The following is a 24954-nucleotide window of genomic DNA, read 5'->3' as shown; positions in this document are numbered from 1 at the left end:
TAGTACAAATGTTTTACCCTTCCGCATTATTTTACCTGACTTTCCGGATGCCTTGTTCCCTTTTCTATGATTTCTACCCGTTTTGTCAAAAAAATAACGAAGGTTGTGCAGCGGCGAGAAAAAACCGAACGACTGTATCGCCCGGTTTTCTTCAACAGATTATCCACTTTCGTCTCCACCGATATCTTCTCCGCCATCACCGGGATTTCCGCTCCCGCCGTCTCCGGGTTGCGGCGACTCTTGATCAGGGGGCGGGGGAGGCGTGTCTCCGCCATCTCGGTTCTCTTCCTGGCGTTTTCTCTCTTCTTCTTCGCGCTTCTTTTGTTCTTTTTCCTGTCGTTTTCGCTCTTTCTCCTGTTCTTTCTCTTCACGCTGGCGCTGTTTTTCCCATTCCTTGTCTGTCGAACCGGAAGTAGGAGGAGTAGAGGCCGGCGGGCTGGTGGGAGTGGCCGGACCGGAATCGCCGCCGAAGCGTTCGAAACGGCTCACTTCCGTCCCCTCCAAGGTGTCGGACATCACTTTTTGGAAGATTTTTGCCGGGTATTCCCCGCCGGACAACCGGACGTGGTTGCCTCCTTCCGTAAACACCATCGTAGCCATTACGTATTCCGGAGTATAACCGACGAACCAGGATTCTTTGTTGTTCTGGGTGGTACCGGTCTTGCCGGCTACATCACGGCCGTCCGTCAAGCGGGCGTTGGAACCTGTTCCGTTTTCCACCGCATATTTGAGGACCTGGTTCATGGTATCGGCGGTGCGGGGACTGAACACTTTGTCGTCTTTCCGCAGTTCGTCTTTAGGCGTTAACACTTCCCCATCGGGCGTTTCGATTTTGATGATGGTGTGGGCCTCGTTAAACTTGCCCCCGCTCGGAAATAGGCTGTACGCTTGTGCCATCTGCAGGGTGCTCACCCCTCGAGTCAATCCCCCGAGGGAGAGAGGGGCCGGTTGTTTATCTCCGTCCTCCAGATTTAACCCTTCTTTTTTGGCGTATTCCCAAGCGGTGTTTACCCCGACCACTTCGTTAAGCAGACGGGCTGTCCCCGCATTGACGGACCGTCCCACCGCTTCTTTCAGCGGAATGTTCCCCCGGAATACGCCGTCGTAGTTTTTAGGGGACCAGCCGGCATAGGTGTAGGGCGCATCGGAGATATAGCTGTTTTCGCTGTATCCTTTCTCTTCCACCGCCGGTGCGTATACGGTCAGCGGCTTGATGGAAGAGCCGGGTTGCACACGGGATAAGGCACGGTTTTCATATCCGGTCAAGTAGTTGCGTCCGCCTCCGAGCGCCACAATCTCTCCTGTTTTTGGATCCATGATGGTGGCGCCGGCATCCAGGTTATCGTGCCCTTGGTAGTACGTATTGTCTCTCAAGGTGCGTTCCAGAGAAAGTTGGGCCTTCTTGTCCATGCCGGTATAGATTTTATAGCCGCCGTTTAACAGTTCCTGCCCATCCAGTCCGTATCGTTCCAATGCTTCGTTGGCCAAGTAATCTTTATAGGCATGGTAGTTTTGGTTCTTCCGGTGTTTGGCCATGTTTTTGGGATCGACCCCGAGATCCATCTTCTGATATTTTTCTTTTTCTTCTTCCGTGATGATCTCTTTTTCCGCCATCTTGGCCAACACCACATTGCGCCGCTGGATGGCCTTCTCCTCGTGTCGGAATGGATTGTACCCTTCCGGTGCTTTGGGGAGCCCTGCCAATAGGGCGATCTCGTGGGGCTCCAGCTCGTCTTTGGTCAGGTCTTTATCAAAATAGTTCTTGGAGGCCGACTGGATTCCCCGAAATTCATTACCAAGGGAGATAAAGTTAAGGTAGGACTCCAAAATCTCTTTTTTGGTGTATTTGCGCTCCAGGTTGTAGGAGATAGCGATCTCCGTCACTTTGCGCATGAATGTTTTTTCTCTCTGTTCGTTTAGGACGATGTTTCGTGCGACCTGCATGGTAATTGTGCTTCCGCCCTCGGCGGCACTCATGGTGAGAATGTCCACCGCCAGTGCGCGGCCGAGAGCCTTTAAGTCGGTGCCGTTATGGTTGTAAAACCGTTCGTCTTCGATGGCGACGAAGGCTTCCATCAGATCCTGAGATTTGACGTCATCCAAACCGATATACTCACGGTTGGTGTCCCCGAGCGCTTCCAGCTCTTTTCCGTCACGGTCGTACAAGGTGGTGGCAAACCGCAGGTTTTTTAAGCTGTCCAACTCATATACCGCTGTCGTCATCATTACGGCGATAAATCCACCCACTACAACCAGCAAGGTGGTGGAGAGGACCAGCAGCCACCATTTTTTTGTCATCATGGCTCTCCAGAACAGTCGGCCGAAGGATTTTAGTTTTCGCACATTCATCAGTCGCACTCTCCCCCCAAGTTACAATATATATCATATTGGGCGTTTACGGAAAACAAAACGAAAATCGCAATTGTGAACAGATGCCGAAAATAATGGCAGACAGGCGCTTCTCCACTCCCTGGAATGGTCTTATCCACATGGCTCGTGCTACAATGGGGATGACTTGGGGCCGTCCATTCGGGCGGCCGCGTAGCCAAGAGGTGAATGCGGATGCCGGATTGGATCCTATGGGTCATGGTTTTGTGGTTTTTGTTTATGGCTTGGTTTTTGGGTACGGGCGGGTACTTCATGTTCCGTAAGTTTCTAAAAGGGATGCCGAAAGAAGACGGGAAGTCGGCATTGGATTGGCAGGAGCATTATATCCAGCAGACACATCACCTTTGGACGGAGGAACAGAAGAAACTGTTGAATGAACTGGTTCAACCGGTTCCCAAACCCTTTCGGGATACAGCCAAACAGACGATTGCAGGCAAAATCGGTGAGTTGGCGGTAAAGGAAAAGGCCGACGCGATGAATCAGGACTTGATCATTCGCGGGTACATCCAGGCCACGCCCAAGCGAGATCATAAGTGGCTGGTGGAAACCCTGAAGAAAAAAGAAGTGGATCTTAAACCCTACCAGAAACTGTTGAAGTAACGCGGGCATGACCGGGCAGCGTTCCCGGTGGTGCCCTTTTTGATTGGTTTGGCATGCCCTGTGCTATACTGGATCCAAGCATTTGAACGTACAGCGAAGAAAGCGGAGCGGATTACCGCCTCCGGCAAGAGGAGGGGTTTTTAAAAACACCATGATGATACAAGTGGAGAATCTGGTCAAAGCATATAACGGTCAACGCGTGGTGGACGGTGTCAGTTTTGAAGTGGCCAAAGGGGAGATTTTCGGTCTCCTGGGTCCAAACGGTGCTGGTAAGACCACCACGATGGAAATGGTGGAGGGGCTTCGCACTCCCGATGAAGGCAAGGTTTTGATTGACGGTCTGGACGCGGTCCGCAAACCAAATACAGTCAAGGAACATATCGGTGTACAATTGCAATCGACGGCTTTGTTCGATCATCTGACCACCCGTGAAATCATCCTTTTATACGGCAGTTTTTACCGTGAAATGAGACGGGTGGAGGAGTTGCTCGCTTCCTTCGATCTGGAAGAAAAGGCGAAAACATTGGTGAAACACCTGTCGGGCGGCCAGCGGCAGCGACTGGCGATCGCCATGGCGGTTGTGCACGATCCCAAAGTGATTTTTCTGGACGAACCCACTACCGGTTTGGATCCCAAAGCACGCCGGGATCTGTGGGCGATTGTTCAGCGCCTGAAGGATGAGGGCCGAACCGTTTTTTTATCCACACACTATATGGAGGAAGCAGAACAATTGTGCGACCGGGTGGCGATTATGGATACAGGCCGTATCATCGCCCTCGATTCGCCGGCGGGTTTGATCCGTCAGTTGGCTTCGGACAGTGTGGTTGAATTTGTGTTGGAACGTCCCGAGCCCGCCCAGACATTTCGCGACTTGGACGGGGTGAAGGAAGTGAAACAGTCGGAGGACGGGGCGACTGTCCTACTGACGGATCGGCTGCAGGATACCCTGCGGCGTCTGATTCCCCTGGCTGATGAGAAAAAGTGGGATCTATTAGGGATGCGCACCCGAACGGCTACTTTGGAAGATGTGTTTTTGCAACGAACGGGAAAGAGGTTGACAGACGCATGAAGGCATACTGGCGATTGACGCTGGCCCAGCTGCTGCTGTTTATACGAAACAAAAATACGATTATATGGTCTTTGTTGCTGCCTGTTTTTATGATGTTGGCCCTGGGCACGTTTTTAGGAAACGGCGGAAATCAATTCACTCTCCAAACCGTGGTGGTGGACGAAGATCAAACGCCAGTGTCCCGGGAACTGGCGGACGCATTTCAGGGGACGGAAGGACTGGCGGTTACCGCCGCTGACCGGAAATCCGGACTGGAACAGGTTCGATCCGGAGAGGCGGATATGATGGTGGTACTAAAAAAAGGGCTGGGTGAAGAAGTGGAACGGTTTCAATCCTCCGGCGAAGCTCGGGCGGTAGAACAGATTGCCCTCTACCTGGATGGAAGCAATCCCACCGTGTCGGAAGTGGGTACTTCTGTTATCGCCCAGGTGGTGGACGAGCGCAACAAGGAATTGGTGGGTTTCCGGCCGGTCGTATCCACGGAACAGGTGGATGTCCAAGCCCGTCCTTTGGGTTATATCGACTTCCTGGTACCGGGCATTCTCTCTCTTATGATCATGAGCAACAACTTAAACGGAGTAGCGGCTACCATCGCTTCCTGGCGGGAGAGGGGCATCCTGCGAAGGATGCAGGGAACGCCTTTGAAAAGTTCCACTTTTATCGCCGGTCAGATCACTGCCCGAGTCCTGTTGAACGGGTTGCAGGCAGTGACGGTGCTGCTGGTGGCATATTTTCTATTTGACGTGCAAGTGAACGGGTCGTGGGTGCTTTTGCTGGCCGTGTTATTGCTCGGGACCCTTACGTTTATGTCCATCGGGTTCATTATCGCAAGCCTGGCAAAAAATCCGGAGAGTGCGGCACCGATCGCCGGTTTGGTTACGTTTCCTATGATCTTTGTCGGCGGGATCTTCTTTCCGATCCGGGATTTGCCGGGGTTGTTGCAGCCCTTAATTCAGCTGATCCCCATCGGCCATCTGACCGATTCCCTGCGCGGAGTGATGAACGATGGGGCCACCCTTGCCCAGCTGTCGATGCCGCTGTCCATTCTGGCGGCGTGGCTGTTTGTATCCTTTACCGTGGCCGCTGCCACATTCCGGTGGGATGTGAAATAATGGGGGTGACACCGTGATCATGGGAGTGGGAACCGACAGCGTCTCTTGTGTTCGCATTGCCCGATTCGGCCCGGAAAGGCTGGCGGGTCGGATTCTTACGCCGGAAGAGCGGGAAACGATCCCCGCAGGCGGACAGCGCTTGATCGAGTGGATGGCCGGCCGTTTCGCCGCCAAAGAGGCGATTTCCAAGGCGGCTGGTTCCGGCATCGGAGCCACGGTGGGCTTCCGGGACATCACCATCCATCCGGATGAACGGGGGAAGCCGATCGCCCATGTATCCGATGCCGCCCGCAGGCGGCTCGGATGGTTGGGTGATGTACAGATCCATCTTTCCATCACGCATACCGAGGATCACGCCCTCGCTTTTGCCGTTATGGAACAGAGGGGATAAGGCTTGTCCGGTTATCTTCCCGCAAGAACGCGGGAGGGTAGGTATGGCTTTTGGTTCGCCTTTGCACTCATAGAGCACAAGTCTCGCCTGGTTCACTTCGTTCCCGGTCTCGCTATGCGCTTTTTGCAACGAAACGAAGACAGCCATACCGATCCGGGTTTTCGTTCTACGGATTGTTCAGACATACCCTAATCCTGAGCCTGTCATCCTTGTCTGCATATCGCCCTGAACTGGGACATATGATGGTAACGCGGTTGGGAGGGACATCCTTGTATCTCTATACTGCACAGGAAATGCGCGATTTGGATCGGTACACCATCGAAACGGTCGGTGTGCCGGGATCAGTTCTGATGGAAAATGCAGGCCAGGCGGTAACCCGGCTGTTACATGAGCGGGATCCCGGTCCGGCAAAAGCGGTGGTGTTGGCCGGCACGGGAAACAACGGCGGTGACGGATTTGTGATTGCCCGTCTGTTGGCGTCGGCAGGTTGGCAGGTCCGTCTGTGGCAGGTGGGACAGGAGGAGAAGATGTCCCCGGAGACCCGGATATTTCGCGATGCTTGCCAACGATCGGCACCTGAGCCTCATCGCTGGGAGCCGCAGCGGATCCCCGATTTGACGGCTGATCTGCGCCGGTCCGATTGGGTGATCGATGCCCTTTTGGGCACCGGAGTTCGGGGTGAGCTGCGGGAGCCTTTCCGGACGGTGATCGCTCTGATCAATCGGGAAGCATGGGGGCGTGTTTTGGCGGTCGACATCCCCAGCGGAGTGGAGACGGACTCCGGTGCCGTTGCCGGTGAAGCGGCGGTACGGGCGGATTGGACCGTCACCCTCGCCGGTCCGAAGTGGGGCCACTACTTGCTGCCGGGAGCGGAGTTTTGCGGTGAGCTGACGGTTGCCGAAATTGGAATTCCCGCATCCGTTGTCCGCCTTCGGTCTCCCCTAGCTCGTCTGAATGGACCGGATGGTTGGGAAAAGCATCTGGCTCCCCGTTCCCCCTGGTCCCATAAGGGTACCCATGGCCACCTGCTGGTGGTGGGGGGATCCCGAGGCATGCTGGGGGCCGCCGCTTTATCGGCGATGGCCGCTTACCGTACCGGAGTCGGAATGGTGACAGTCGGTGTGCCTCAAAGTCAGGAGACAGCTATGGCATCCCAGGTGACGGAATCGCTGGTATGGGGCTGGCCCGATCAGGGGAACGGCGGTTTTGCCGATGCGTTTCCCGCTGGGTGGGAGGAACGCAAACATCGATTCAGTGCGGTTGCTGTCGGACCCGGTTTGGGTCCGGTTCCCAACAGTGACTGGTTGAGGCGGTTTCTCTCCCTGGATTGTCCGGTGGTGCTGGATGCCGATGCCCTCAACGCCTTGTCCCGTGATCCCGCCATCCTGCGGGAGGCTGCCGCTCCGGTGGTGCTTACCCCCCACCCGGGGGAGATGGCTCGCCTCACCGGCTCCACCGTTAGCGAAGTGGAGGGGAACCGTCCCGGGGTGGCGCGGGATTGGGCGCGGGAATACGGTGTCTTCGTGGTACTGAAGGGGACACACACTCTCATCGCTTCCCCGGGCGGCTCGTGCGTCGTGGAGGGAAATGCCTCCCCTTCTTTGGCCAAAGCCGGTTCCGGCGATGTGTTGACGGGGGTGACAGGGGCGTGGTTGGCCCGAGGCGTCCCGCCCGCCGAGGCAGCGGCCTTGTCGGTTCATCTGCATGGTCTCGCCGGCCGCCTGGCCGTGACCGATGTTTCCGACAGCGTGATCGCCACTGACGTCATCCGTGCCATCGGACCTGCTCTCCATCGATTGATCCCATCGCGCTCCCGTGCCTGACCGACACATTTCGAAGGATAGACCTGGCGTCTCTCCATCGGGAAAGGGTGGATGAAATGCGTCGGATCGCATGGGTTTGCGCCGTGTTGCTATTGGTATCCGTTGTGCTCGCAGGCTGCGGCGAAAAAACCCCGGAGCAAATCGTAAGCGATTTGTCCAAACGCTCGGAGAAGATGGAAAGTTACAAGAGCAAAGGTACCATGACCATCAACAGTGGAACCGCTCCCCAGGAATACGAAGTGGAGGTCTGGTATAAAAAGCCCCACTACTACCGTGTGTCGCTTACCAATACCAAGAAGGATGTCACACAGATTCTCTTGCGCAATGATGATGGTGTGTTCGTGTTAACCCCGCACTTGGAGAAGAGCTTCCGCTTCCAGAGCGATTGGCCGGAAAACAGTGGGCAGGTTTACCTGTACGAGTCCTTGTTAAGCAGTATTATCGATGACTCCGCCCGCAAAGTGACACCCGCGGAAAAGAGCTACCAGTTCGAAGTGGCGGCCAATTATTCTCAAAACCAATCCCTCGTCAAGCAGCAGATCTGGATGGACCATAAGTACAATCCACAAAAAGTGCAGGTATTAAATGACGAAGAGAAAGTGATGGTAGAGGTTCAGTTTGAAAGCTTTGAGGCGGATGCTTCCTTTGACAAAGACGCCTTCAATATGGAACGCAACATGACCGGTTATGCCGGACGCAGCGTCCCTACCTTGGCGGAGGAGAAAGAAGCGGCTGACGACAAGCCGGATAACAGCCTGGCGGTGTTCACACCGGACTATATTCCCGAAGGGTACAAAGCGGCAGATGAGACCACAGTGGAAACCCCCGACGGCCCGGCGGTGATCACCCGGTACCAAGGGGAGAATCCCTTCACTCTTACCCAGAAACAGCCCGTCTCCGTGGAAGCCAGTGCCCCGGCTTACGGAAAACCAGTGGACCTGGGCTACACCGTCGGCATTCTGCTGGAGATGGACGGCAAAAAGCGCCTCTCCTGGATGTACGAAGGCACGGAACTGGAATTGATCGGAGAATTGCCTGAAGAAGAACTCCTCAAAGTGGCTCAATCCTTCTACGGGCAAGAGGAAGAAAAATGATCGACCCGCCACCGGGGTGGCGGTTTTTTTGTGTGTATGGGATTTAATTGGTATAAGTGAAGATGGACCATATGATCACGAGAAACCCCGTCACATGAAGGGGGCGTTCAATCCATCGGTAAAGAAGTGTCTGTTTAAATATCCGCTCTAAATCCCAGGTACGGTTTCCCCACCAGTGTGCACCACATAGTAACAAGATCAAGAGAATCGGAATCCCTATGTTCGTTTTTGCATAATTGGTCGCGATTACGACAATCACACCCATATAAAGGATCCATTTACCCACCTGCCATGTGACCGCTTTCCGCCAATCATCCCCAAACCGATCTTCCAATTCCGCTCTCCATCGGTTACTTTCCATCGTTTCCTCCTTATATGAAAAAGACGATTCGCAAGACGCCCCAAGCCAGATAGGCGACCAACAAGATTCCGCCGATCCAGCCCAGTGCTCGGAAAATATGGCGTGCTTTTTGCTTTCTCACGGACTCCTTTGCCGCTTTTTTCTGGGGAATCCCGATAGCGAAAAATACCAGGGCAAACGCCGCGGGGACGAGCCAATTAAACGCGTGATTAAACGTTAGTTCCACCCCGGAAAACAGGGCGGTTGGAGCAAACGCAACATAGTCGAACCACTGCATGAAGTAAAGGAATGCGGTGATGGGCAGCCACCATTTCAAGGCATTGATGGCCCGTTGTTTCAATGAAAACCCCTCATTTCACTTACGGATGATGAGAAACAAGTGCCGTTTTTCTCTGGAAGACCAATCAGCCACTCTTATGCCACCCTTTTTGGAGCTATTTGTTCCTATTTGTCCCTTCTTATATTATTCGCATCTTGCCTCTGGTTTGGGTACCCTATGACTAAGGTTTGTCTGGTTATTCAATCTTCTGTGAGTAGAAGGGAGGGTCGGTATGGCTTTTGGTTCGCCTTTGCACTCATAGAGCACAAGTCTCGCCTGGTTCACTTCGTTCCCTGGTCTCGCTATGCGCTTTTTGCAACGAAACGAAGACAGCCATACCGACCCGGGATCTCGCCCTACGGATTGTTCAGACGCCCTAGATTGGAATGCAGCAGGCGGCAATGGTACCATGGGAGCAGACTATTCAGATGAGAGGAGACGGACGGATGGATCCCATACGCGTCGGCATCATCGGGTACGGATTGGCAGGGTCCGTGTTTCATGCCCCATTGGTAGAGTCGGTTCCAGGGTTTACATGGATGGCGGCAGTAACAGCCAACAGAGGGGAAGAAGTGGTTCGGAATCATCCCCATGTCCGGGTGGAATCCGATCCGGAGGCATTGTTTGCCGACCCAAGTGTAGACCTGGTAGTGGTGGCATCTCCTAATGAGACTCATTTTTCCCTGGCAAAGCGGGCGCTTTTGGCTGGTAAGCACGTGGTGGTGGACAAACCCTTCGTCATCCGCTCGGAGGAAGGGGACGAGTTGAACCGACTGGCCCTGGACAGGGGGCGGGTTCTGAGCGCTTTTCACAACCGACGGTGGGATAACGACTTTCTTACCTTGCGGTCGTGTATGGAGGCAGGGCGCATGGGAGAGGTGCATACCTACCATGCTCGTTGGGACCGCTTCCGCCCGCAGGTGCGGGACCGCTGGCGTGAACGGGACGAACCGGGAGCCGGAACGCTGTATGATTTGGGTTCCCACTTGATCGACCAAGCCTTGTGCCTGTTTGGAATGCCGGATACCGTGACGGCCGACCTGTTTCCCCAGCGATGGGGAGCACAGGTGCCGGATTATTTTTATCTTACGTTGGCATACGGAAAGCGGAGGCGGGTGGTGCTGAGCGGCGGCTCGATGGTGGCAGAGCCGGGCCCCCGTTTTGAGGTGCACGGGGAGAGAGGAAGCTTCATCAAATGGGGGCTGGACGGTCAGGAAGAGGATTTGAAAAAAGGGAGGCGACCGAAAGATCCAGGTTGGGGAGAAGAGGATCCGCACTTTTACGCCACTCTTGTTGTGGAAGACGGTCGAAGGATTTCTGAGCGGGTGCCCACCCTGCGCGGCTCCTACGAGTCCTATTATGAAGGGGTAAGGAATGCCATCCGTGGCCATGCCCCCGTCCCTGTGACCGCGGACGAGGCGACGCAGGTGATCCGGGTCATTGAGCGGGCGGTGGAAAGTGCAGCCCTGGGACGGACAGTGGACTGGTGACGGAGTGATTGTTCATTTTAAGCGGTCGTTGTATGATAGGGGCTGACAAAATGGGACAATTCCCGACGGGGGAGCGAGGGGTGGAGAAATGGCTATCCGACCGGTGCGCGATGAACGGACGCCTTATTCGGTCTTGCTGTACCGGAAGAACCGAACCTTGCGCTTGGCGGAAATCGGTTTCTTCCTGACGGGGCTGCTGGTGGTGCTGCCCCTGTTTGAAAATCTGCGCTCGGTGTCGTTTATGCTGACGGTGTTGGGATGGGGCGGGGTGGTGATGGGGATGGTGCCAGCGATATGGCGGGTATGGAAGAGACCGCGTTATGTGCTGTATGAAGACCGTTTGGTGATCCACTGGGGCCGCCGACGGGACGAGGTGCCGCTCCATCAAGTGAAGCCCACCTATGATTTACCCAACCAGTATGATATCCGTGGAAAAAAACAAGCGTTGCTGGTAACGGATCCGTTTCTGGAGGATCTGGCTGCTCAGTTGGAATTGAATAAACGGGGGCTGAAACGACGTGGTTCATGAAGGATACCGAGATACGGTGGTGGAGGTGGATTTAGATGCCATCGCCCACAATGTGAAGGAGTTTCTACAGTGGTTGACACCCGGAGTGCGCCTGATGGTGGCAGTGAAAGGGGATGCCTACGGACACGGGGCGATTCGGGTCTCGCAAGCTGCCCTGGAAGCGGGGGCGACCGATCTGGCCGTGGCTTTCCTGGATGAAGCGATCGAACTTCGGGAAGCGGGCATTCAGGCACCCATCCTGATCCTGGGTCACACTCCGCCGCGGGGATTGGAACAGGCATTGGAGTTGGATACGGCTCTTACCGTGTCCGATGGCGAAACCATGGCGGCGATTGCGGAGATCGCCCGTCGCCATAACCGGACAGCCCGTGTTCATGTCAAGGTGGATACAGGAATGGGCCGGTTGGGATTGTGGCCGGATGAGGCGATAGCTCTCATCGAGCAATGGGTGGATCGTTCCGGGGTGGTGATCGAGGGGGTATTCACCCACTTTGCCACTGCCGATGAACCGGATAAAACCTATGCCAAGGATCAACATTACCGCTTGATGGAGGTGGTGAACCGGCTGGGGGAAAAGGGGATCAAGATCCCGTTGATTCATTGTGCCAACAGCGCTGCGGCCATTGATCTGCCGGAGTATTCTCATGGGATGGTCCGGGTGGGGATCAGCATGTACGGATATTATCCTTCCCCTGATGTGAACCGGGTGGCGGTCAAACTTCAACCCGCCCTTACCTTAAAAACGAAGATTACACGGCTGGCTTGTCCGGAAGAGGGGATGGGGATCAGCTACGGCAAGACACGGGTGGTGGACGGTACTCGCTGGATCGCCACTCTTCCCGTCGGGTATGCCGATGGATACAGCCGATTATTGTCCAATAAAGGGGTAGCATTGGTCCAAGGGAAGCGGGTGCCGGTGGTGGGCCGGGTTTGCATGGATCAGACGATGTTGGATGTGACCGATGCAATGCCGGTGAAAACGGGAGATGAGGTGGTTCTTTACGGTCGGCAAGGAGAGGAAGCGGTGACCGTAGATCAAGTCGCCACTTTGCTCGGTACGATTTCCTATGAGATCACTTGTATGTTGGACCGGCGCATCCCGCGGATTTATACACGTTCCGGCAATCGTGTCAGCATCCGAAATTTGTTGTTGGATCCATCGCAAAAACTTCTCTGACAGGATTGAAATCAATATCCTGCGGGAAGGAATTTTGCCATTGTAATCGAATACCTTTAATATTGTCCCCGGTTGGTCTCGGCGGGGATAGAGACCCTGTCCGCCTACCGGATTCATCCGTTGAAAAAGGCGGTGAAAATGTAAGAGTTCTTGTCAGTCGGCTGTTGTCGACAGGTGGACACCCAAAGTATATTTTTGCAACAGCTTTAACATAATGGTAGTATTGAAAAGGGAAATCGCCAACGGTGACGATTGGTTGGGGGTGCTTTACGTTGTCCGACACAAAGAGAATCATGATTAGCCTGCCTCAGCATTTGCTCCAGGAAGTAGACGGGTTGGTGGAGAAGGAGAATTCCAATCGCAGCGAGTTTGTCCGTCAAGCGATGAAATTGTACCTCCATGAACGGAAAAAACGGCTGATCCGGGAAATGATGCAACAAGGTTATATGGAAATGGCTAAGATCAATCTAAATATTGCTTCCGAAGCGTTTGAAGCGGAAGAAGAGGCTGACGACACGACGATTCGACTGGTTAGTGGGGTGTAAGCATTTGATTGTGAAGCGTGGCGATGTATACTTTGCCGATCTTTCGCCAGTGGTCGGATCAGAACAAGGTGGGGTTCGGCCTGTTTTGGTGATTCAAAACAACATCGGGAACCGGTTCAGCCCCACTGTCATCATCGCCGCGATCACCGCTCAGATCCAGAAGGCGAAACTCCCTACTCATGTCGAAATCGACGCGAAATCCTATGGGTTTGACCGGGACTCCGTCATCCTATTAGAACAGATTCGAACGATTGACAAGCAGCGTCTTACAGATAAAATCACCCATCTGGATGAGGAAATGATGAGTCGGGTGAACGAGGCGCTCAATATCAGTTTGGGACTTATCGATTTCTAAAACGGAGTAAGGAGGGGTGGCTGCGCCTCTCTTTTTTTGTGTTCCCTATCTTTTTCCATATAACCGATCCGGGATTGGATCATGTATAATAATAGAGAAATAATCACCATCGTCCTTTCTAACCTTGAGAAGCGCAAGGAGTCGTTGGGTCTATTTTTCCAGATCGGGATGGTTTTCGTATGAATCCGTCTGGTGCCGGATAACCGTCAACAAGCCACTAAGTGGCGCCGATCGATGAAGGAAACTGCCGAGATGACGGAGCGGGGTGGCATCGACGCCACGAATACGAGGTGACAGGATGCAAGAACAGATTATTCAACAGTATCGGGAGTTGCTCACCTCTTACCTACGGGACAAGAGTGAAGATCATCTGTATGAGGCGCAACAGATGAGCAAGTGGATGATGGAACAGAAAATCCCCCCGGAAGAGATGGTCAGCTACCACGCCGAAGCGGTGAAAAATGAGTTGCCGGAACTTCCCTCCGCCGTTCGCGACTCGTTTGATATGCTGATCGAAATGATGATCGGCTACGGGATCTCTTTGCGCGAGCACGAGAGTTTGCGGACCCGGCAAAAGGAATTGGAATATGAAATCGAAGTGGCAGTGGGCATGCAGCAGACACTGTTGCCGGATGCTCTGCCTTGTTTGCCGGGATTGGAGGTTGGGGTGATCAGTGTTCCCGCCCAACGAATGAGTGGGGATTATTATAATTTTGTGGATCACGGATGCGGGGCTGTGGGCATCGCTCTCTCGGATATTATCGGAAAAGGGATCCCGGCCGCCTTGTGCATGTCCATGATCAAATATGCCATGGATCAACTGGAACAGCCACTGAGTCCCTCGGACATTTTACGCCGTTTGAACATCGTGGTGGAACGGAATGTGGATCCAAGCATGTTCATTACCATGGTATATGGGGTATATGATATTCATCACCATCAGTTTCGTTATGCGGCTGCCGGACATGAGCCCGGATTTTATTACCACGCCGCTACCGGGGAATTTCGCGATATGACCACCCGGGGACTGGTTCTGGGAGTGACGAAGGAGATTTCCTATGAGGAGTACGAACTCCAATTGGATCCGGGTGATGCGGTCATTTTGTTTTCGGACGGAGTGACGGAAGCCCGTATCAAAGGTCGCTTTTTGGGGCGGGAACGCTTCAAGGAGCTGATCGCTTCGAATATTCACCTGCCCGCCCAGCAAGGAGTGGAAGCGATGTATCAGGATCTTTACGAACAAGCCAACCATGAGCAGAAAGACGATCAGACCATCCTGATGATCCGACGTTCGTCCTGATCGAAGAGGTTTCAAATGAAATCGCTGGGGGAAAGTCTCATGTGTGGAGGTTGAGAGAATGAATGTATCGATACAAGAACGGACTCAAAAAGCGAATGTGACCACGTTGGTCGTGTCGGGGGAAGTGGACGCGTATACTGCGCCGCAGCTGCGGGAAAAACTGATGCCTTTGTGCAAGGCTGACCGCGAGATTCATCTGGATCTGTCCCAAGTCGATTATATGGACAGCACCGGATTGGGCGTTCTGATCGGTGCATATAAGTCCCTGCGTGCTCAAAACGGCCGTCTGGTGTTGACGGGGATCAGTCCACGCTTGAATCGACTGCTGCAAATCACCAACTTGACCGAGATCATAGATATTGAAGACGGAGTGTAAAGGGAGTGGGTGTTCTGTGGTGCATTCCAGCGATCGAATCGAATTGGCCATCCCCGCGAAAGCCCAGTATGTGGGTGTGGTCCGTTTGACCGTTTCCGGCATCGCCAACCGGATGGGCTTTGATTATGATGAGATTGAGGATATGAAGTTAGCCGTCGCGGAAGCCTGCACCAATGCGGTGGATCACGCATATTCCGGCAAAGCCGGCAATATTGTGATCCAGTTTCGGATCTATCGTGATCGGCTGGAAGTGATGGTGAAAGACGAGGGCAACAGTTTTGACATCGATTGCGTCAAACGTCGCTCCGGCCCGATTGACTCCCGGCTGCCGCTGACCGCGATGCGAGAAAGGGGGCTGGGTCTACATTTGATGGAAACCCTGATGGACCGTGTGGAAATTAACGGCAGTCAAGGGGTGGTTGTGACGCTCACCAAGTTTATTCGAAGGGACGAGGTGGATCAAGATGTCGACTCGCCCGCAGAAACGCAATCTCACCGATGGTGAAATCCTTGAAATGATCCGTCTCTATCAGGAGGAGGGGGACGAAGCCGTTCAAGCGAAATTGGTGGAACATTACACCTCCTTGGTAGAGACGATGGCTTCTAAATTTTCCAGGGGGAGCGAACCTTTCGAAGATTTAACCCAAGTAGGGATGCTCGGTCTTCTTGCCGCCCTGAAACGGTATGATCCCACTTATGGACGCAGCTTTGAAGGATTTGCCGTTCCGACGATTGTAGGGGAGATCAAGCGTTACATCCGTGACAAGACGTGGAGCGTCCATGTACCCCGCCGTATTAAGGAGCTTGGCCCCCGTATCAAAAAAGCGGTGGAGGAATTGACTACCCGCTTTCAACGTTCTCCCCATGTGGATGAAATCGCGGAATACCTGGAAGTCAGTCCGGAGGAAGTCTTGGAAACGATGGAAATGGGCCGCAGCTACAATGCGGTCTCGGTCGACAGCCCGATCGAAGCCAACAGTGACGGCAGCCATGTGACGTTGTTGGACTTGGTGGGCCATGCGGATCACGGCTACGAACAAGTGGACCGGCAGATGCTGTTGGAACGGGCCTTCCAAGTGCTTACAGACCGGGAACGGGACATCATCCAGATGACCTTCTTCGACAATATGAGCCAAAAACAGGCGGGTGAACACCTGGGAATCTCCCAGATGCACGTCTCCCGCTTGCAGCGACGGGCTCTGCGCAAGTTGCGGGAGGCGATCCGAATGGAGCCGACCGAAATCATTTAACGTTAAAACCGATGGATGTCGGAAACGGACGGATTCCGAAAACCTCGGTTTTTTATTTTCCATCAAAAACCGCGGAACAGGCTTACGCCCGCCCCGCGGCAGCTTCCATTCCACTGGAGGCTTTCAATGGGATCAACTCGGCGATGGTGTGATAATCGGGTTCCCCGCTCAGCCGGTCGAAGCGGCCGAAGGGAATGAGCGCGTTTCCCTCCGGCCAGTGGACCTGAAGGTTACGGGGCTGAATGGGCACCCGTTTAATCCGTCCCTTCATCTCGCCAAAGGAAGAGCGCAACAAAACCGGATCGCCGTCCGCCAAACGGAGTGAATCGGCATCAGCTGGGGAGATGAACACATCTTCCCGTACCGAATCGGTGAGGGGATCGTGTTCCCCCCACAACATGCTGTTAAACTGTTTGCCCCGCCGGGTACCGACTCGAAACATTCCCTCCGGAATATCCGTATGGGGCAGCGACGCCCGGTAAAAGCGAGCCCGTCCGTCATCGGTGGCGAAGTTTCCGTCTTCGCATAATCGGACGCCCCCCCATTGAAACTGGTCCCCCTGTTTCTTCAGGTGCTGAATACCGTCATAAGCGGGGATGGTGCGGGCAATGTCTGCCCGGATGGCAGCGGGATCCTCATAATGAATGAGAGAAGCCCGCTCCGGGTATACGCGTTTGGCGATCTCTACTGGTATCCACCATTCGGGTCGTGCCTCTTCGATACGGGGTCCTGGTATCTCCGGACTGAAAATGACCCGCCGCTCGGTGGATGTTTCCGTGATTCCGCCGGGTGTTTCATAACGGGTGGCCGCGGGCAGGATGAGCACCCAGCCATCTTCTGCCTCCGGTTCCACCAGCATCTGAGGACTGAGAACGATGTCCTGATGGATACGGTGCGGAATGCGGGCCAATGCCTCCCGGACAATCAGCGGATCCGGCAAGGTTTCCAGGAAGTTTCCCCCGATTACCATCATCGTGTCCAAATTTCCTTCATAGGCGGCTTGGATCATGGCCCCCGCCTTTAATCCCGGCTGGGTCGGCGGAGTGAACCCCCACAGCTGCTTCAGATGGTCGGCAGATTCCGATTCAACGGGCAGCCCCATGCCGTAGGCGTTGGGGACTGCTCCCATCTCGGCACCGCCTTGTACCCCCGAGTGGCCGCGTATCGGGTTAAGGCCGGTGTGGGGGCGTCCGATGCGCCCCATGGCCAACGCTAAATTGACCAGGCTCTGTACATTGTCTGTACCGTGACTGTGCTGGGTCACTCCCATGCTCCAGACCGTGATGGAAGTGTCGGCATCGGCATATTGATTTGCAAATCGAATCATTTCTTTCCGGGTGGTACCGGCGGAGCGCTCCAGTTCCTCCCATGACAGATGGGTGACATGACGCTCCACTTCATCGAAATTCCGGGTATGGCCGTCGATGAACGGACGATCCACTCGTTTCGTTTCGATCAGGTGTTTCAGGACGCCATTAAAAAACGCCGCATCTCCGCCGATGGAGACAGAGTAGAAATCATCGGTCAGTTTTGTTCCGAATAGGGCACTTTCAGTCACAGAGGGAACCCAGTATCGTTTTAGCCCCTCTTCTTCATAGGGATTAACCACCACCACTTTGGTGCCGGCTTTTTTCGCGTGGTAGATGTATTTGGTGGCGACGGGTTGGTTGTTGGCCAAATTGGAACCTACCAGAATCAACAGGTCGGTTCCGATCCAGTCCGTATAAGAGAGTGTAGTGGCACCGACACCGGTGGATCGGGTCAGGGCGACGGTGCTGGGAGCATGACAGATGCGGGCAGCGTTGTCGATATGGTTGGTTCCCAGGAAGCGGGCCGCTTTGTTGGCGGCAAAGTACACCTCGTTGCCGATCCCGCGGGAAGTCAGGTAAAACGCCAGCCGTTCCGGAATCGTTTTCCGGATTTGATCCGCTGCCAGATTCAGCGCCTTATCCCAGGAAATTCGATGGAAACCAGCATCCCCTTTGCGGCGCAGCATGGGATACGGAAGGCGGCCCCATTCCCGCATGTCCCGACTGTTCAGCTCCTTCAACTGATTGAGGTCGGTAAGCATTTCGCCGTCCAAGGCGGGCATGGTGTTCATCCGCAATAGGTTCAGCCGGACCATGCACAAGTGAGTGCCCGGCAAGGTCCAATCTTTCATTCCTGTCGTCCCCAAGGCGCATCCGTCACAGCATCCCTGGTTGAGGATTCGCCAGGCGTATCCCAGTTGGTCGCGATTTTCCCAGGCGACCCGGATCATTTCTTTGAAATGGTGGGGTTTTGTCTCTCCCATCCCAAAAGGGGTAAGAGAAGCCCAGCTGGTGGAATCCCATCCCTTTTTCCGTTTTTGTTCCATGCCGATCCCTCCTGAAACTCAACGTTCCTCTTCCACTCGTTCACCGCCGGTGTATATATTGAACCGGTCTTTCCGCATAAAGCCGATCAACGTGATCCCGAATTCCCGCGCCAAGTCGCAGGCCAGGCTAGAGGGGGCGGACACCGCCGCCACCATTGCTACTCCGGCCACCGCCGCTTTTTGCATAATTTCAAAACTGGCTCGCCCGCTCACCATGAGAATCCCGTCATGCAGCGGCGCGCCGGATAGGAATAAACTCCCCAGCAATTTATCCACAGCGTTGTGTCGACCCACATCCTCCCGCAATGCCAGGAGGCTGCCCTCGCAGTCGAACCAGGCGGCGGCGTGCAGTCCCCCGGTGCGGTCAAAGGCGGTTTGTTCCCGCCTCAACGCCTCCGGCAGGGATCGGATCACCGAGGGTGAGATCTGGAAGGTCCGCTTTACGGGTGCCACTCCCCGCACGCGGATCGCTTCCAAGGAGGCCTTTCCGCAGATGCCGCAGCTGGATGTTTGGTAAAAATGACGGGTAAAGCGCTTCCAATCCATTGCAACATCCTGCTGGAGTGCCACCTGAACGATATTAAAATACTGGGGTTCGCGGGGATTGCGGCAGTAGTAAATACGGTGAATCTGCGCGGGATTCTCCAGGATGCCTTCCGTCCACAAAAAACCGGCGGCCAGCTCGTAGTCGTGGCCGGGAGTGCGCATGGTGACAGCCAGCGGCACCGCTTCCGGAGCCTGAGAGGGGAGAAGGCGAATCTCCAGAGGTTCTTCCACCGTTACCTCATCCATCCGATGCTTCCGAAAGTCGGGGTGAACCTCCTCAATCCTGCGACGCGACGACGAGGAGAAAAGGGGTGTGGTGTGCATTGGGATTCCTCGTTTCAGGCAAAAGTGAACATTCTTTTCTTTTTACGCTATCCCATTTTGGCGGGGATTGCAATCGGAGGGAAGAAACGAAAAAACCGCCGTCACTGGAACGGCGGTTTCATCGATGTAGCGCAAGGGTTATACTTTCCACCAGGCGTCAAACGGGGAGACGGGAACGGTTCGCTTGTGGCGGGTGGACAGGAATTTGTCTTCAATTTGTTGAGCCGCTTCCGGGTCCACCTCTTTTCCTTCCAGATAATCGTCGATGACGGGATACGTTAAGCCCAGCTCCGCCTCATCGGCCTGACCGGGACGGTCATCCAACAGATCGGCGGTCGGCACTTTTTCGTAAATGGCCGTTTCGGCACCCAGATGTCGCAAGCATTCCTTGCCCTGCCGCTTATTGAGGCCAAACAGGGGAATCAGGTCGCAGGCCCCATCCCCGAATTTGGTGAAAAAGCCGGTGACGGCTTCAGCAGCATGGTCGGTTCCCACCACCAGCAGATGATAGGCACCGGCGACGGCGTATTGGGACTTCATGCGCTCCCGCGCTTTGGCGTTCCCCTTGACGAAATCGGATAAGAGTTCATCGGTGGCTGCTTGGAAAGCGTTCACGGTGGCTTCTACCGCTTCCTGAATATTAACGGTCAGCGTTTCGTCCGGTTGGATAAAGCGGAGTGCCCGTTGTGCGTCCGCTTCATCTTGCTGGACGCCGTAGGGAAGGCGCATGGCGATAAAACGGTATGCTTCCCCGGTTTCACGACGAAGCTCTTCCACGGCCAATTGGCAGAGGCGCCCGGCGAGGCTGGAATCTTGCCCCCCGGAGATTCCCAGAACCAATCCCTTGGCACGGGTGTGACGCAAGTATTCTTTGATGAATTGGACGCGCATCCGCACCTCTTGTTCCGGGTCGATGGACGAACGAACGTGCAGTTCGTCGATGATTTCCTTTTGTAGGGGTCTCATACGGAAATCCTCCTTTGGACGATAACTACTTTAGTTATATCAAATGTTCGGTTATTTGACATCTGCTGTCGGCTAAAATGACAGATGGTAAGGGTATTCGAAGCCAGTTGTCACTGATTACGCTTCCCTATTTTGCGTGAGACTGAAACGAAACTTTTGCTCCCCGTACCGGTGTTTTTGTCAGACGGATCCGAAATTGTATCAGAAAAATGTGGTTTCGTGAATGGGAGATCGATCGTTTCCATGATAAAAGCTCTCTCATTCGTTGAGAGAGCTTTTATTTACGTTTTGGTTATGATTTGCTGTCCTTCCGCGGTGACGGGCTCGTGGAAGACTCCCGGTTCTGAGAATGGGTCAACAGGGAATAAGGGGTACCATTCAACCCTTTTTCATCCATTTCCAACTATCTTTATCACTGCGCTTTGCGCTTCCTCCTCGCCTTCCCACCTGCTTTCTCTGGGTGCAACTGGTTGTGACAGGCAGCACACACACTTTCCAGGTTGTCTGCCTCCAGTGCCCGGTCAGGGTTGTCCTTCAAGTGTTTATGAACTTGCCCAGCTGTCATATGTGCCATGATCCTAACTCCTTTCGCATAAGAAAAGCACCCTGATGGGTGCTTTAATAGTCAAAAAATGTCTTTAACCTTAATCTCCGGCCATATCTCTTTGATCGTTCTTCCACTAATCTTAGCTTTCTCCAATAACTCTGCCACACTTGCAAAAGTAATGGGTTCACTTGAATTGTATTCACAAAGTGAAAAACCATCTTGTGAATTGGTAATTGAGTATTTTTTACCAATATATTCAAACTCAATGTCATGACCAGTGTTTAAATCTTGTACGAAGTCTTCGTATGAAAGTTTCTCCATACACTCACCTCAATAACCTTTTGACCTTGTAGCTTTTCCATCTTTCCATGTCCAATCATGTCGATGAGGAACCTTCGGATGCTGTTTTGGATTCCCATGATCAGTATAGTCTATATCCATATCAGCCCGTCCCTTACCATCGTAATATCGTCTCTGTTTAACCTTTCCTTTAGAGTTTAACAAGTCATGGCTTGAGTATTTTCTGGATTTAGTCGGCAATTTTCCATCTTTTAATTGGTCTTTCGTGTACGTAGAATGCTTATCTGTTTTCTTGCCTTCCTTCTTTTGCACCGTATTCTCCGCTATTTATACTGTATGATTCAGTTAATTCACTATCATCTTCCTCATCATCCTCTGTACCTTCTACATAATAATCAACATACTCCTCTTCTTCAAAAATTTCATCGTCCAGATCACTTGCTTGAACATGAGGAGTAAATAACAGACCAAACGCAAGCAAGAAAGTCATACACACGGATACAAGCTTGGATAAATTATTCATTTTCCCAACCCCAATATTAGATTTTTTCATCAATATTCTATCATTATAAAAATATATTTGATAATAGTACGAAATGATTATATTTAACATTAAAAAAACCATCAGATATAAAAATTATAGTAGCAATACCAATGTGAATAAAGGGTAAACACGCTGAGCTATCTAATATGGGATTGATGGCATAAAAAAGGGACCATTGCTAGCCCGTTCTTCGGAGGTAGTTTTGTCATGGTCCGTGTTATGTAGGAGCTTCTTCCTCCTGATACCAAATTACAATGTTTCAAAGGGTATGGAGTTGATCGAGGAGATTTCCGCCACCCGTAAGCGAGATGTTACCGATTTTATCGCAGATGCGTTCCATGAATCCTGATTATTAGAAATTGAAAGAAAAAATTCGTTGTTGGTTGACCAACTTATCTACATCTATTGTCTGTACCAATTACTGTCTACTTCTTTTGGCAGATACGGTCCGTTCCAAGGGTCGAATTGCTCCTCGATGGCAAAGAAGGTATGATGATGGAGCGAAATTTGATTGGATACGGAGGGGCATATGGAAGCAAACGAGAGAATCCAGAAGATCGCGGCGGAGCTGGAGCTGCGTCCGGGGCAAGTGCAGGCCAGCGTGGAATTGATGGAGGAAGGGAACACCATTCCGTTCATCGCCCGCTACCGTAAAGAGAGAACCCAGGAGCTGGATGAGGAACAGCTTCGTGCCATCGAGGAACGAAACCACTACTTGATGCAGTTGGGTCAACGCCGGGAAGAAGTGATCCGCCTCATTGACGAGCAGGGCAAGCTGTCTGATGAACTGCGGGCAAAAATCGAGGCGGCGGACAAACTGCAAACCGTGGAGGATCTGTATCGCCCATTCCGCCCCAAACGGAAAACACGGGCGTCGGTGGCCCGGGAACGCGGGTTGGAGCCGCTGGCTGAGGCGATGCGGGCGGCGGAGTCGGAAGAGGAAGTGACCGCTTTGGCCCCGTCCTATGTCGATGAGGAAAAAGGAGTCGACTCCCCTGAGGCCGCCCTGGCAGGAGCGATGGATATCCTGGCGGAAGAGCTGGCGGATGATGCGGATATCCGCAAATGGGTGCGGGAACGGATGTGGAACCGGGGCGTACTGGTGTCCGAAGCTAAAAATCCGGACGAACGTTCCGTCTATGAAATGTATTATGATCGGCGGGAATCCGTCCGCAAAATGCCGTCCCATCGGATTTTAGCCGTCAATCGCGGGGAGCGGGAGGATGTACTGAAGCTGCGCATCGAAGTGGAAGAAGACGGTCCCATCCTGACTCGATTGGAACGGACTCTGTCCCGCCGTCCGCACCGCTTCCTGAAAGAAGTGGCCGCCGACAGTTACAAGCGCTTGATCTTCCCCTCCATCGAACGGGAAATCCGTGCCGCTTTGACGGAAGCGGCGGAAGAGCAGGCGATTCATATTTTTTCGGAAAACCTGCGAAAGCTGCTGCTGCAACCGCCGATCCGGGGAAAACGGGTCTTGGGGTTGGATCCAGCCTACCGGACCGGTTGTAAATGGGCGGTGGTGGACGACACCGGAAAAATGCATGAGGTGGGAGTGATTTATCCCACACCGCCACAAAGCCGGATTAAAGACGCCAAACAAACGGTGATACGTCTGCTTCAGATGTATCAAATCGACTTAATCGCCATCGGTAACGGAACCGCCTCCCGTGAAACGGAATCGTTTGTCGCGGAATTGATTAAGGAGTGGGAACGCCCCGTCTACTACATCATGGTGAATGAGGCGGGAGCCAGTGTCTACTCTGCTTCCAAGGTGGCCAAGGAGGAGTTTCCCGACCTGGATGTGGCGCAGCGGAGCGCGGTTTCCATCGCCCGCCGACTGCAGGATCCCCTGGCGGAATTGGTCAAGATCGAACCGAAAGCGGTGGGAGTGGGACAGTATCAGCATGATGTCTCTCAAAAACGATTGGGAGAAAGCTTGTCCACCGTGGTGGAATCCGCGGTAAACCACGTCGGTGTTGATGTGAATACTGCGTCCGTTTCGTTATTGCAGTATGTTTCCGGTGTCAACGCTTCGGTGGCGAAAAACATTATCCGGCGCCGGGAAGAGGAAGGACGGTTTACCGAACGGACCCAGTTGAAAAAAGTACCCCGCCTCGGAGCCAAAACCTATGAGCAGTGCATCGGGTTTTTACGGATCCCCGAAGGGGACAATTCTCTGGACCGCACTCCGATCCATCCCGAATCCTATCCGGTGGTGGAAGCTTTGTTAAACGAGTTGGGAAGCCAACCGGCGGCGATCGGGATGCCGGAGCTGAAGGAGAAGCTGCGTGCCGTCGATATTGCCGGGATGGCCCGGCGTCTGGATTGCGGGGAACCCACTTTGCGCGATATCGTCGAAGCGCTGCTGCGGCCGGGGCGGGACCCCCGGGAGGAACTGCCGGCGCCGGTGCTCCGTTCCGATGTATTACAGTTGGAGGATCTGCGCGAGGGGATGGAACTGAAAGGAACGGTCCGCAATGTGGTCGATTTCGGCGCTTTTGTGGATATTGGATTGAAAAACGACGGGCTGGTTCACATCTCCAAGATGAGTCAGCGTTTTGTGCAGCACCCCATGGATGTCGTCGGTGTGGGCGATGTTGTCGATGTCTGGGTTTTGTCCGTGGACACAGAGCGGGAACGTGTTTCCCTCAGTATGGTACCGGTGTGAGCCGGAGGAAAAAGAACGTGTATGGAAACAGAGTCGGGGCGCCTTAGGGCAAGGCCCGGCTCTGTTTCGTATGGAAGCGGGATTTCTGCGATCCAACACGTTTACTAGTACTACAGTTGCATTTGTACGAAGAGTGTATAGGAGCGTGGGTTGGTCGGGCTGGCGGGCTGTCTTCGATCTCTTGCAAAAAGCGCATAGCGAGACCGGGAACGAAGTGACCCAGGCGAGACTTGTGCTCTGTGAGTGCAAAGGATCGCAGCCATCCCACCACCCTCCCTTCTCACATCTGCGCCTGCTCTTATAAGTACAACTGTAGTACTAGTTCTTGTCTGGTTATTCATTTTTCCGTGAGTAGAAGGAAGGGTCGGATTGGCTTTTGGTTCGCCTTTGCACTCATAGAGCACAAGTCTCGCCTAGGTCACTTCGCTCCCGGTCTCGCTATGCACTTTTTGCAACGAAACGAAGACAGCCATACCGGCCCGGAATCTCACCCTACGGATTGTTCAGACACGCCCTAAACG

General features: G+C 53.7%; 25 protein-coding genes. 16 read left to right on the top strand and 9 right to left on the bottom strand.

Features of this window, described 5'->3' with window-relative positions:
* Window positions 1-159: 159 nt before the first annotated feature.
* A complete protein-coding gene (locus JOE21_RS17355; protein WP_309868684.1) occupies window positions 160-2349 on the bottom strand; it encodes a transglycosylase domain-containing protein in 2190 nt (729 codons plus the stop codon).
* Between the two features lie 213 nt (window positions 2350-2562).
* On the opposite strand from JOE21_RS17355, the gene JOE21_RS17350 reads away from it, so the two are divergent.
* The 6 genes from JOE21_RS17350 (at window position 2563) to JOE21_RS17325 (ending at window position 8477) form a co-directional block, all read left to right on the top strand.
* A complete protein-coding gene (locus tag JOE21_RS17350) occupies window positions 2563-2988 on the top strand; it encodes a DUF2621 family protein (protein WP_309868681.1) in 426 nt (141 codons plus the stop codon).
* A 151-nt stretch (window positions 2989-3139) separates the two neighbouring features.
* The gene (locus JOE21_RS17345; RefSeq protein WP_309868678.1) at window positions 3140-4057 is read left to right on the top strand and encodes an ABC transporter ATP-binding protein; all 918 of its coding nucleotides are present in this window, start codon (window positions 3140-3142) and stop codon (window positions 4055-4057) included.
* Complete coding sequence (locus tag JOE21_RS17340) at window positions 4054-5169, top strand: ABC transporter permease (protein WP_309868676.1); 1116 nt, start codon at window positions 4054-4056, stop codon at window positions 5167-5169. The genes JOE21_RS17345 and JOE21_RS17340 overlap by 4 nt, the downstream gene beginning before the upstream one ends.
* Before the next feature lie 19 nt (window positions 5170-5188).
* Complete coding sequence (gene acpS, locus JOE21_RS17335) at window positions 5189-5560, top strand: holo-ACP synthase (protein ID WP_309868734.1); 372 nt, start codon at window positions 5189-5191, stop codon at window positions 5558-5560.
* A 269-nt stretch (window positions 5561-5829) separates the two neighbouring features.
* Window positions 5830-7383, top strand: coding sequence for an NAD(P)H-hydrate dehydratase (locus JOE21_RS17330; protein ID WP_309868674.1), 1554 nt, complete (start codon window positions 5830-5832; stop codon window positions 7381-7383).
* Between the two features lie 56 nt (window positions 7384-7439).
* On the top strand, window positions 7440-8477 hold the full coding sequence (locus JOE21_RS17325; protein WP_309868671.1) for an outer membrane lipoprotein-sorting protein: 1038 nt from the start codon (window positions 7440-7442) through the stop codon (window positions 8475-8477).
* Window positions 8478-8520: 43 nt separating this feature from the next.
* Here JOE21_RS17325 and JOE21_RS17320 read toward each other — a convergent pair whose 3' ends face one another.
* Window positions 8521-8838 (bottom strand): hypothetical protein, encoded by a 318-nt coding sequence (locus JOE21_RS17320; RefSeq protein ID WP_309868668.1) that lies wholly within the window; start codon window positions 8836-8838, stop codon window positions 8521-8523.
* A gap of 10 nt (window positions 8839-8848) precedes the next feature.
* On the bottom strand, window positions 8849-9178 hold the full coding sequence (locus JOE21_RS17315; RefSeq protein WP_309868666.1) for a hypothetical protein: 330 nt from the start codon (window positions 9176-9178) through the stop codon (window positions 8849-8851).
* A gap of 425 nt (window positions 9179-9603) precedes the next feature.
* Here JOE21_RS17315 and JOE21_RS17310 point away from each other — a divergent pair, with 425 nt between their 5' ends.
* The 9 genes from JOE21_RS17310 to sigB all read left to right on the top strand — a co-directional run bounded on the left by JOE21_RS17310 (window position 9604) and on the right by sigB (window position 16179).
* Entirely contained in the window at window positions 9604-10647 is a 1044-nt protein-coding gene (locus JOE21_RS17310) for an oxidoreductase (protein WP_309868665.1), read from the top strand.
* Window positions 10648-10735: 88 nt separating this feature from the next.
* Window positions 10736-11176 carry a hypothetical protein gene (locus JOE21_RS17305; protein ID WP_309868663.1) on the top strand — a complete coding sequence of 147 codons (441 nt, stop codon included), beginning with the start codon at window positions 10736-10738 and terminating at the stop codon, window positions 11174-11176.
* The gene (gene alr, locus JOE21_RS17300) at window positions 11166-12353 is read left to right on the top strand and encodes an alanine racemase (protein ID WP_309868661.1); all 1188 of its coding nucleotides are present in this window, start codon (window positions 11166-11168) and stop codon (window positions 12351-12353) included. Before JOE21_RS17305 ends, alr begins: the two co-directional genes overlap by 11 nt.
* A 293-nt stretch (window positions 12354-12646) precedes the next feature.
* On the top strand, window positions 12647-12898 hold the full coding sequence (locus tag JOE21_RS17295; protein ID WP_309868731.1) for a CopG family ribbon-helix-helix protein: 252 nt from the start codon (window positions 12647-12649) through the stop codon (window positions 12896-12898).
* A 4-nt stretch (window positions 12899-12902) separates the two neighbouring features.
* The gene (locus tag JOE21_RS17290) at window positions 12903-13253 is read left to right on the top strand and encodes a type II toxin-antitoxin system PemK/MazF family toxin (RefSeq protein WP_309868659.1); all 351 of its coding nucleotides are present in this window, start codon (window positions 12903-12905) and stop codon (window positions 13251-13253) included.
* Window positions 13254-13551: 298 nt separating this feature from the next.
* Window positions 13552-14553, top strand: a complete 1002-nt coding sequence (locus JOE21_RS17285) for a PP2C family protein-serine/threonine phosphatase (protein ID WP_309868657.1) — start codon at window positions 13552-13554, stop codon at window positions 14551-14553.
* 58 nt (window positions 14554-14611) lie between these two features.
* Window positions 14612-14929, top strand: a complete 318-nt coding sequence (locus JOE21_RS17280; protein ID WP_309868655.1) for an anti-sigma factor antagonist — start codon at window positions 14612-14614, stop codon at window positions 14927-14929.
* Window positions 14930-14945: 16 nt separating this feature from the next.
* Complete coding sequence (gene rsbW / locus JOE21_RS17275; protein ID WP_309868653.1) at window positions 14946-15434, top strand: anti-sigma B factor RsbW; 489 nt, start codon at window positions 14946-14948, stop codon at window positions 15432-15434.
* Complete coding sequence (sigB, locus tag JOE21_RS17270) at window positions 15394-16179, top strand: RNA polymerase sigma factor SigB (RefSeq protein ID WP_309868650.1); 786 nt, start codon at window positions 15394-15396, stop codon at window positions 16177-16179. Before rsbW ends, sigB begins: the two co-directional genes overlap by 41 nt.
* A gap of 82 nt (window positions 16180-16261) precedes the next feature.
* On the opposite strand, the gene JOE21_RS17265 is transcribed toward sigB, so the two are convergent.
* From JOE21_RS17265 to JOE21_RS17240, 6 genes are all read right to left on the bottom strand, one after another.
* On the bottom strand, window positions 16262-18535 hold the full coding sequence (locus tag JOE21_RS17265; protein WP_309868648.1) for an FdhF/YdeP family oxidoreductase: 2274 nt from the start codon (window positions 18533-18535) through the stop codon (window positions 16262-16264).
* Between the two features lie 18 nt (window positions 18536-18553).
* Window positions 18554-19405, bottom strand: coding sequence for a formate dehydrogenase accessory sulfurtransferase FdhD (gene fdhD / locus JOE21_RS17260; RefSeq protein WP_309868646.1), 852 nt, complete (start codon window positions 19403-19405; stop codon window positions 18554-18556).
* A gap of 138 nt (window positions 19406-19543) precedes the next feature.
* Window positions 19544-20371 carry an NAD(+) synthase gene (gene nadE / locus JOE21_RS17255; RefSeq protein WP_309868644.1) on the bottom strand — a complete coding sequence of 276 codons (828 nt, stop codon included), beginning with the start codon at window positions 20369-20371 and terminating at the stop codon, window positions 19544-19546.
* 412 nt (window positions 20372-20783) lie between these two features.
* A complete protein-coding gene (locus tag JOE21_RS17250) occupies window positions 20784-20945 on the bottom strand; it encodes a hypothetical protein (RefSeq protein WP_309868642.1) in 162 nt (53 codons plus the stop codon).
* Between the two features lie 51 nt (window positions 20946-20996).
* Complete coding sequence (locus tag JOE21_RS17245) at window positions 20997-21239, bottom strand: hypothetical protein (RefSeq protein WP_309868639.1); 243 nt, start codon at window positions 21237-21239, stop codon at window positions 20997-20999.
* 259 nt (window positions 21240-21498) lie between these two features.
* Complete coding sequence (locus tag JOE21_RS17240) at window positions 21499-21771, bottom strand: hypothetical protein (RefSeq protein WP_309868638.1); 273 nt, start codon at window positions 21769-21771, stop codon at window positions 21499-21501.
* A gap of 520 nt (window positions 21772-22291) precedes the next feature.
* Here JOE21_RS17240 and JOE21_RS17235 point away from each other — a divergent pair.
* Window positions 22292-24433 (top strand): Tex family protein, encoded by a 2142-nt coding sequence (locus JOE21_RS17235; protein WP_309868637.1) that lies wholly within the window; start codon window positions 22292-22294, stop codon window positions 24431-24433.
* Window positions 24434-24954 lie beyond the last annotated feature (521 nt).

Source organism: Desmospora profundinema, from assembly GCF_031454155.1.
Lineage (GTDB): Bacteria > Bacillota > Bacilli > Thermoactinomycetales > DSM-45169 > Desmospora > Desmospora profundinema.
The sequence above is the reverse complement of the archived record's forward strand: the minus strand, read 5'-3'. Positions and strand labels throughout refer to the sequence as shown.

Excerpts from the sequence above, each read along its gene's own strand:
- JOE21_RS17250 (WP_309868642.1), bottom strand. The coding sequence starts at position 20,945 with ATGGCACATATGACAGCTGGGCAAGTTCATAAACACTTGAAGGACAAC.
- JOE21_RS17355 (WP_309868684.1), bottom strand. The coding sequence starts at position 2,349 with ATGAATGTGCGAAAACTAAAATCCTTCGGCCGACTGTTCTGGAGAGCC.
- JOE21_RS17245 (WP_309868639.1), bottom strand. The coding sequence starts at position 21,239 with ATGGAGAAACTTTCATACGAAGACTTCGTACAAGATTTAAACACTGGT.
- JOE21_RS17280 (WP_309868655.1), top strand. The coding sequence starts at position 14,612 with ATGAATGTATCGATACAAGAACGGACTCAAAAAGCGAATGTGACCACG.
- JOE21_RS17350 (WP_309868681.1), top strand. The coding sequence starts at position 2,563 with ATGCCGGATTGGATCCTATGGGTCATGGTTTTGTGGTTTTTGTTTATG.
- fdhD (WP_309868646.1), bottom strand. The coding sequence starts at position 19,405 with ATGCACACCACACCCCTTTTCTCCTCGTCGTCGCGTCGCAGGATTGAG.
- sigB (WP_309868650.1), top strand. The coding sequence starts at position 15,394 with ATGTCGACTCGCCCGCAGAAACGCAATCTCACCGATGGTGAAATCCTT.
- JOE21_RS17320 (WP_309868668.1), bottom strand. The coding sequence starts at position 8,838 with ATGGAAAGTAACCGATGGAGAGCGGAATTGGAAGATCGGTTTGGGGAT.
- JOE21_RS17325 (WP_309868671.1), top strand. The coding sequence starts at position 7,440 with ATGCGTCGGATCGCATGGGTTTGCGCCGTGTTGCTATTGGTATCCGTT.
- acpS (WP_309868734.1), top strand. The coding sequence starts at position 5,189 with ATGGGAGTGGGAACCGACAGCGTCTCTTGTGTTCGCATTGCCCGATTC.
- JOE21_RS17310 (WP_309868665.1), top strand. The coding sequence starts at position 9,604 with ATGGATCCCATACGCGTCGGCATCATCGGGTACGGATTGGCAGGGTCC.
- JOE21_RS17265 (WP_309868648.1), bottom strand. The coding sequence starts at position 18,535 with ATGGAACAAAAACGGAAAAAGGGATGGGATTCCACCAGCTGGGCTTCT.
- JOE21_RS17305 (WP_309868663.1), top strand. The coding sequence starts at position 10,736 with ATGGCTATCCGACCGGTGCGCGATGAACGGACGCCTTATTCGGTCTTG.
- JOE21_RS17285 (WP_309868657.1), top strand. The coding sequence starts at position 13,552 with ATGCAAGAACAGATTATTCAACAGTATCGGGAGTTGCTCACCTCTTAC.
- JOE21_RS17340 (WP_309868676.1), top strand. The coding sequence starts at position 4,054 with ATGAAGGCATACTGGCGATTGACGCTGGCCCAGCTGCTGCTGTTTATA.
- JOE21_RS17235 (WP_309868637.1), top strand. The coding sequence starts at position 22,292 with ATGGAAGCAAACGAGAGAATCCAGAAGATCGCGGCGGAGCTGGAGCTG.
- JOE21_RS17240 (WP_309868638.1), bottom strand. The coding sequence starts at position 21,771 with ATGAAAAAATCTAATATTGGGGTTGGGAAAATGAATAATTTATCCAAG.
- JOE21_RS17295 (WP_309868731.1), top strand. The coding sequence starts at position 12,647 with ATGATTAGCCTGCCTCAGCATTTGCTCCAGGAAGTAGACGGGTTGGTG.
- nadE (WP_309868644.1), bottom strand. The coding sequence starts at position 20,371 with ATGAGACCCCTACAAAAGGAAATCATCGACGAACTGCACGTTCGTTCG.
- JOE21_RS17345 (WP_309868678.1), top strand. The coding sequence starts at position 3,140 with ATGATGATACAAGTGGAGAATCTGGTCAAAGCATATAACGGTCAACGC.